The sequence below is a fragment of the Paraburkholderia sp. genome, assembly GCF_036488505.1.
In the GTDB taxonomy this organism is placed as follows: domain Bacteria; phylum Pseudomonadota; class Gammaproteobacteria; order Burkholderiales; family Burkholderiaceae; genus Paraburkholderia.
In genome coordinates this window covers 1-6,906 of record NZ_DASXHN010000266.1, presented here as the reverse complement: position 1 = coordinate 6,906, position 6,906 = coordinate 1, and the positions used below count along the sequence as shown (strand labels likewise).

General features: G+C 65.7%; 8 protein-coding genes. 5 read left to right on the top strand and 3 right to left on the bottom strand.

Annotated features, from left to right (window positions below):
* The 5 genes from VGH68_RS15890 to VGH68_RS15870 form a co-directional block, all read left to right on the top strand.
* A partial coding sequence (locus VGH68_RS15890; protein WP_331604602.1) for an ATP-binding cassette domain-containing protein occupies positions 1 to 319 on the top strand: 319 nt, incomplete at its 5' end.
* A complete protein-coding gene (locus VGH68_RS15885; RefSeq protein ID WP_331604601.1) occupies positions 316 to 1,317 on the top strand; it encodes an ABC transporter permease in 1,002 nt (333 codons plus the stop codon). The genes VGH68_RS15890 and VGH68_RS15885, both read left to right, overlap by 4 nt.
* Before the next feature lie 48 nt (positions 1,318 to 1,365).
* On the top strand, positions 1,366 to 2,376 hold the full coding sequence (locus VGH68_RS15880; protein ID WP_331604600.1) for a dihydroxyacetone kinase subunit DhaK: 1,011 nt from the start codon (positions 1,366 to 1,368) through the stop codon (positions 2,374 to 2,376).
* Positions 2,377 to 2,388: 12 nt separating this feature from the next.
* Positions 2,389 to 3,015 carry a DAK2 domain-containing protein gene (locus VGH68_RS15875; RefSeq protein ID WP_331604599.1) on the top strand — a complete coding sequence of 209 codons (627 nt, stop codon included), beginning with the start codon at positions 2,389 to 2,391 and terminating at the stop codon, positions 3,013 to 3,015.
* A gap of 416 nt (positions 3,016 to 3,431) precedes the next feature.
* Positions 3,432 to 4,154, top strand: coding sequence for an SDR family NAD(P)-dependent oxidoreductase (locus VGH68_RS15870; protein WP_414696950.1), 723 nt, complete (start codon positions 3,432 to 3,434; stop codon positions 4,152 to 4,154).
* A 74-nt stretch (positions 4,155 to 4,228) separates the two neighbouring features.
* On the opposite strand, the gene VGH68_RS15865 is transcribed toward VGH68_RS15870, so the two are convergent.
* The 3 genes from VGH68_RS15865 to VGH68_RS15855 all read right to left on the bottom strand — a co-directional run.
* Complete coding sequence (locus tag VGH68_RS15865) at positions 4,229 to 5,179, bottom strand: CoA ester lyase (RefSeq protein ID WP_331604597.1); 951 nt, start codon at positions 5,177 to 5,179, stop codon at positions 4,229 to 4,231.
* On the bottom strand, positions 5,176 to 6,333 hold the full coding sequence (locus tag VGH68_RS15860) for a CaiB/BaiF CoA-transferase family protein (RefSeq protein ID WP_331604596.1): 1,158 nt from the start codon (positions 6,331 to 6,333) through the stop codon (positions 5,176 to 5,178). Before VGH68_RS15860 ends, VGH68_RS15865 begins: the two co-directional genes overlap by 4 nt.
* 154 nt (positions 6,334 to 6,487) lie before the next feature.
* A partial coding sequence (locus VGH68_RS15855; RefSeq protein ID WP_331604595.1) for a LysR substrate-binding domain-containing protein occupies positions 6,488 to 6,906 on the bottom strand: 419 nt, incomplete at its 5' end.

Genomic DNA, 6,906 nt, shown 5'->3' with positions numbered 1-6,906 from the left:
CACGGGCACGCTGTCCGGGGGCAACCAGCAGAAGGTGATTCTCGGGCGCGCTACGGCAACGGAGCCCGCGGTGATCATGCTCGACGAGCCGACGCGCGGCATCGACGTAGGGGCGAAGACGGAAATCTACGCGCATATGGTGTCGATGGCGCGCGCGGGTGCTGCGGTCGTCATGGTGAGTTCCGAATTGCCGGAACTGCTCGGCATGTCGGATCGCGTGCTCGTGATGTATCGCGGCAGCATCGTGACGGAAATTGCGCGCGACAACGCGCATTCCGAAACGGTCATTCAATGGGCTACAACAGGAGCAGGCGCATGACCTCGACGGCAGCCAACCGCGCGGATACGGAGGCGCTGTCGCGCCGCGTGATTCGCCAACTGAGGAGCGGAATCGGGCCACTGTTCGCCGCGCTCGTGCTGATCTGCATCGCGTTGTCGATCGCATCGCCCGAGTTTCTGACGACCAGCACACTGACCAACATCATGGTGCAGGTGTCGGTGGTCGGCATAGCGGCGGTGGGCGGGACCTTCGTGATCATCACGTCGGGGATCGATCTTTCGGTCGGCTCGCTCGTCGCGTTGACAGGGATGGTCGCCGCGACTGTCATGGCGGGTTCCACGCCGGGCGCGGTCGGCCTCGGCATTGCCGGGCTATGCGTGGCGCTCGCGGTTGGCGCAGCCGCGGGAGCGTTGAACGGCCTCGCGGTTGCGTGGCTGCGGCTGGTGCCCTTCATCGTCACGCTGGCGATGATGGCCATGGCGCGCGGCCTCACGCTCGCCATTTCGGACGGCCGCACCAAGTTCGATTTCCCGAATGCCTTCACCGCGTTCGGCGCGAAGACGGTCGCGGGCCTGCCGATGCCGATGATCGTCATGCTAGCGATCTTCGCCATCGGCCATGTGTTGCTGCGCAAGACGACGTTCGGCCATCAGGTGTTCGCAGTGGGCGGCAATCAGGAAGCCGCGCGTCTCGCGGGTATCCCGGTGCATCGCGTCGTGTTCCTCACTTACATGCTGGCCGGCGCGACGGCCGCGATTGCCGGGATCGTGCTGGCGGGGCGGCTCAATTCCGCGCTGCCTTCCGCGGCCAACGGGCTGGAGTTGCAGGTCATCGCGGCGATCGTGATTGGCGGAACGTCGCTTGCCGGCGGGCGCGGGTCGATTGTCGGAACGTTTATCGGCGTCGTGCTGATCGGCGTGATCAATGTGGGATTGTCGCTGCTTGGCGTCAATCCGTTCTGGACGCAGTTCATACAGGGCGGCGTCATCTTCGCGGCGGTCCTGCTGGATGCGCTCAGTCAGCGGCGCAAGCGGTAAGCGTCTTATTGCATCTGTGAAAGCACCCCAAAACCGGAGGAGCAGCACGTGAAGAAAATCATCAATAAACCCGATGTCTTTGTCGACGAGATTATCGAAGGGCTGCTTGTCGCCCATCCGGCGTGGATCAAAAGCGCAACGGCCGACAAGCGGGCGCTGGTACGCAAGGACGCGCCGAAAGAGGGGCGCGTGGGCATCGTGACGGGCGGCGGTTCGGGTCATCTGCCCGGCTTTCTAGGCTACGTGGGCGAGGGTTTGTGCAGCGGCGTCGCGGTGGGCAACGTGTTTTCGTCGCCGTCCGCCGAGCAGATTCTGGAGGCGACCAAGGCCGTGAACGGCGGCGCCGGCGTGCTCTACGTTTATGGGAACTACGGCGGCGACGTGCTGAACTTCGATCTCGCCGCCGATCTGGCCGAGCCGGAGGGCATCGAGATTCAGACAGTCGTGCTGACCGACGACGTCGCTTCCGCACCGAAAGAGCGCGCCGCGGATCGGCGCGGCGTGGCGGGCATGTTGTTCGCGTTCAAATGCGCGGGAGCGGCAGCGGAGCGCGGCGATTCGCTGGACGAAGTCGCGCGTATCTGCGGGAAGGCGAACGCCAGTTGCCGCACCATGGGCGTTGGCCTGTCGCCGACGATCCTGCCGGCCGCCGGCAAGCCGACCTTCACGCTACCTGAAGGCGAGATGGAGATCGGTATCGGTATCCATGGCGAGCCCGGCACTCACCGCGGCAAGCTCGAATCCGCCGATGCCATTGCGGAGCGCATCACGCGCCAGATTCTCGACGACCTCGATGCACAGAAGGGCTCGCGCGTCGCGTTGCTCGTCAACGGGCTCGGCGCGACGCCATTGGAAGAACTGTATCTGCTATATCGACGTTCGGCCCGCCTGGTCGCGGAGCGCGGCCTGAAGGTGGCGCGCTCATATGTCGGCGAATACGTGACGAGTCTCGAGATGGCGGGCGCATCCATTTCGGTGATGCTGCTCGACGACGAGCTTCAGGCGCTGCTCGAAGCGCCGGCGAATTCGCCGTTGTTCCGCGATGGCACGGCATCCTGAAGAGGCCCGGCAATGACTGTATCCAGCAACGAACTGCGCGAGGTGCTGACGCGCGCACTGAATGCGCTGCCCGCCCACGCCGACGAACTGCGCGAGCTCGATGCGGCATTGGGCGACGGCGATCTCGGCATCACGGTACGCGCAGGATCGGCGGCGGTGGTGAAGGCGCTTGCCACACTGCCCGACGAAGCATCGGTTGCAGATGTGCTGCTGGCTGCCGGCAAGGCGTTCTCGACAGCCAACCCATCAACGTTCGCGGCGCTCGTAGGCGGCGGTCTGCTTGCTGCTGCCAGGGCGACGGCCGGGGTACAGGCCGCCGGGCGCGCCGACGCGCTGACGATCGGGCGCGCGGTGGCGGCTCGCATCGTGGAGCGCGGCAAGGGTCAGCTCGGCGACAAGACTGTGCTCGATGCGCTTCTCCCGAGCCTCGACACCCTGGAGGCATCGGAAGGCAACGCTGTCGAACTGCTCGACGCGATGATCGCGACGGCGCAGGAGCAAGTCGCCGCAACGGCCTCGATGCAGTCGCGAAAAGGCCGTGCCGCATGGGTGCAGGAACGAAGCATCGGCCATGCGGACCCCGGTGCGACGGCTTACGTGCGTTTTCTGGAGGCGCTGCGCACGGCGCTTGCCGCGTAGGGCGAGCTCACGCGCGGCTGCCGCGGGCACGAGAGGACGTTCACTGACGCTGCGGGCGGGTTCGCAGTCGCGCTGCCCGCGGTTGGACATGACGCTGCCCGCCATTGCTCACTTCCCCGACGAGTTCAGAACGTCGATCCGCCTTGCACGAAGGGCATATCGCCACGCGCGTGCCGCGCATTCCTGCAGTGATCTTTACTCACAATACGCTGCATTAATATCCATTGAGCCTCCCCCACGCGTCTCCGATAATGGGATCGTGTCAGAGCCGTGGCTCGTGACGGCAGTCCATAGGTGCCGGCACTGTCGGCGAACCCGGCGAACCCGGTTCTCACCTAAAACAATCTGGAGACAACGTGGAGAAGACGATCCAAGGCGGCGCGGCCGGCCGGGTCGCAGTCGTGACCGGCGGCGCAATGGGCATTGGCGCAGAAACGGCGGAGCAACTGGGCAAACGCGGTTATCACGTGGTGCTTGCCGACCTCAACAAGGACAACGCCGACCAGACGGCCGCGCGCCTGTGCGCGCAGGAACTGTCGGTGTCCGCCGTGCAGATGGACGTGGGCAAGCCGGACTCGATCGCGTCTGCGTTCGCGTCGATCGCCGGCGAACACGGCCGTTGCGACGTGCTCGTCAACGGCGCGGGCATCGCCACGCTGTTGCCGTTCATCGACTATCCGCTCGATGCGTTTGTCACCACGATGAACGTCAACGTCACCGGCACGCTTCTGTGCGCGCAACACGCCGCGCGCATGATGGTGGAGCGGCGCTGGGGACGCATCGTCAATATCGCGTCGGTGGCGGGCATGCGCGCAGTCGGCCGTGGCCGAACGGCATATGGCACGTCCAAAGGTGCGGTGATCGCGCTGACTCACCAGATGGCCGTCGAACTGTGCGATTACGGCATCACCGCCAACGCGGTCGCGCCGGGTCCCGTCGACACGCCGATGACCAAGGCCTTGCACAGCGACCAGTTCCGTGACGAATACTCGCGCGCCATTCCGATGAAGCGCTATGGCACGACCTCGGAAATCGCCGCCGCGATCTGCTATCTCGCATCCGATGAAGCAGCCTACACGAACGGCGTTGTGCTGCCGGTCGATGGCGGCTTCCTGTCCTGGGGCGCCGGCGCAGTCTGACGCGCAGGCATCCCGGGTGCAGTGAAGCCACGAAAACGCCGTCCGGAACCGGGAGGTTCCGAACGGCGTGCGGCTCAGCAACGGTCTGCCGCGCCAAGCATCAGGATGCGCTGGGCCATGCGCAGATTCGCGTAGTCGATCATCTTTCCATCGACGGCCACGGCGCCGCGTCCTTCGCTTTCCGCTTGCCGCATCGCATCGACGACGCGGGTCGCGAAAGCGAGGTCTTGCGCCGAGGGGGTGAATGCGTTGCGTGTTGCTTCGATCTGCGAAGGGTGAATCACTTGCTTACCGTCGAAACCGAGAGCCGCCGCCTTTTCCGCCCATGCGCGCGTGAGCGTCGCATCGCGGTATGCGCCGCACGGGCCGTCGATCGCGCGCAGACCGAAGGCGCGCGCGGCGACCAGCACGCGCATCATCGGATAGGCGAACAGATCGAGCGGCGTTTCGGCGTAACGGCCTTCGGCACCGGCCACGGTTTGCCGATAGCCGTTCGGCGAGCCGCCGATTTCCGCGCTGCGTGCGCCGATCGAGCCGGCGAAATCGCCGACGCCCAGATGCAGCGCCGCGATGCGCGTGCTGCTCTGCGCGAGGCTATCCACCATGACAAGGCCGAGCGCGGTTTCGATCAGCAGATCCAGCGTGAGCGGCGCGCTACGTGCGTTGCCTTCCGCCGCGCCGATCATGCGCGTGATGTCTTCGATATGCGCGGGGCGCTCGGCCTTCGGCACAATCAGCGAATCGAGCCGCGCGAGCGGACTGAGCGCGCGGATCTCGTCCTCGAAGGTGCGGCTGCCGTGAGCATTCACGCGCACCAGGACGGTCTTCCTGCCCCAGTCCAGTTGCTGCAGCGCGCTGAGCGCGCCTTGCAGCGCGTCGGCTTTTTCCGATTCGGGCACGGCGTCCTCGAGATCCAGGAACACCGCGTCCGCAGTGGAGCGCGCCGCGGATTCGACGTGGCGCCGGCGGTTGGCCGGCACAGCGAGCACGGTGCGCGTCAGGCGATAGTCGTCGGCCTGGCTCACGCGGCGCTCCGCTTTCTCAGGCTCAGTTCGTCGAGCACGCGCTGCGTGTGCTCGCCCACGGCGGGAATCGGCTTCATGACCGGCTCGACGCCCGCAATTGTGATGGCCGGGACGAACATGGTCAGCGGACCGGTCGGCGAATCGACTGCGCGCGTGCGCTTGCGAGCATGGACTTGCGGATGATCGACGAACTCTTCCACCGAATTCATGCGCGCGTTGGCGATTGCGGCGCTGTCGAGGCGCGCGAGCACGTCGTCGCTGGTCCAGTCGGCGAAACGCGCTTCGATGAGCGCTTCGAGCGCGTCGCGGTGCGCGACGCGCTGCGGATTGTTGTAGAAGCGCGGATCGACGGCGATGCTGTCGTCGCCGAGCACGACATGGCAGAACGACACCCACTCGCGCTCGTTCTGGATGCCGAAGAAGACGCTGCGGCCATCGCCGGTGCAAAACGGCCCATACGGCGCGATGGTCGCGTGACGCATGCCGTTGCGCTTGAGCGGCTTGCCGCTCCCGCTCACGTAGTAGGCGGGGTAGCTCATCCATTCGGTCATCGAATCGAACAGCGAGACCTCGAACGCGGTGCCGCGGCCGGTGCGCTCGCGGCTGTACAGCGCCATCAGGATGCCGTTGAGCGCATACATGCCGGTGGCGATGTCGGCGATCGCGATGCCGCATTTGGCCGGCTCATTTTCGCTGCCGTTGATGTCGAGAAAGCCGGATTCGCACTGCACGAGCAGGTCGTAAGCCTTCTTCGTGCTGTACGGGCCGCCGCTGCCGTAGCCGGAGATATCCACGGCGATCAGGCGCGGGAAGCGCTCGGCGAGCGCCTTCGCATCGAGGCCGAGCCTGGCAGCCGCGCCTGGCGCGAGGTTCTGCAAGAAGACGTCGGCGGTTTCGAGCAGAGCGAAGAGCGCCTCTGCGCCTTCGGGGCTTTTGATGTCGAGCGCGACGCTTTCCTTCGAACGGTTGGTCCAGACGAACTGGCTCGACATGCCTTTCATGACGGTGTCGTAGTCGCGGCAGAAATCGCCGTTGCCGGGACGTTCGATCTTGATGATGCGCGCCCCCCAGTCGGCCAGATGACGGGACGCGAGCGGCGCGGCGATGGCCTGTTCGAGCGATACGACGGTGATGCCCGAAAGCGGAAGCGACATGCTTTGTCTCCTGATTGTGCGGGTCACGATGACGGCGCTTCTAGCCGCCTCGCGAAAATCGTAGCGCCGAGCGCGCGTCAGGAGGAAATACTCTTTCGAACTATGGGATATAGGCGTGACTAATATGTACTCCGCTCACGCGATGCATGCGGCCTCATGCCGGCGACGAGCCGAGCGTCGGCGCCATCTCGGCGACGAGTGCGCGCATGCAGTCCTGCACCGCGCGGGATGCGGCTGTCTGCGGCACGGCGTTGAGGCGGCACAGCGCGACCGTGCGTTCCAGCGTCGGGCTGACGATGTAGCGCGCCGGCGTGTCCTTCGACCTGTTGCCGCCGACGAAGCCAGAGAGAATCGTAGCCGCTTCGCCGCGGCGCGCGAGTTCGAGCATGGTGGGCAGCGAGTCGATATCCGCGACGACGTTCAGGCTCAGTCCCGCGCTTTCGAACGCACGCTCGACCAGCAGGCGCAGGCCATGCGATCTGCCGGGCAGCACCATTGGCACGTCGGAAAGCATTTCGAGGGGCAGGGTTTTCCCGCGCGGGTTGCCGACCCACGCCGCACCGTGCACGGCGA

Coding starts and splice junctions, on each gene's coding strand:
- VGH68_RS15885 (WP_331604601.1), top strand. CDS start 316: ATGACCTCGACGGCAGCCAACCGCGCGGATACGGAGGCGCTGTCGCGC.
- VGH68_RS15875 (WP_331604599.1), top strand. CDS start 2,389: ATGACTGTATCCAGCAACGAACTGCGCGAGGTGCTGACGCGCGCACTG.
- VGH68_RS15870 (WP_414696950.1), top strand. CDS start 3,432: ATGGGCATTGGCGCAGAAACGGCGGAGCAACTGGGCAAACGCGGTTAT.
- VGH68_RS15860 (WP_331604596.1), bottom strand. CDS start 6,333: ATGTCGCTTCCGCTTTCGGGCATCACCGTCGTATCGCTCGAACAGGCC.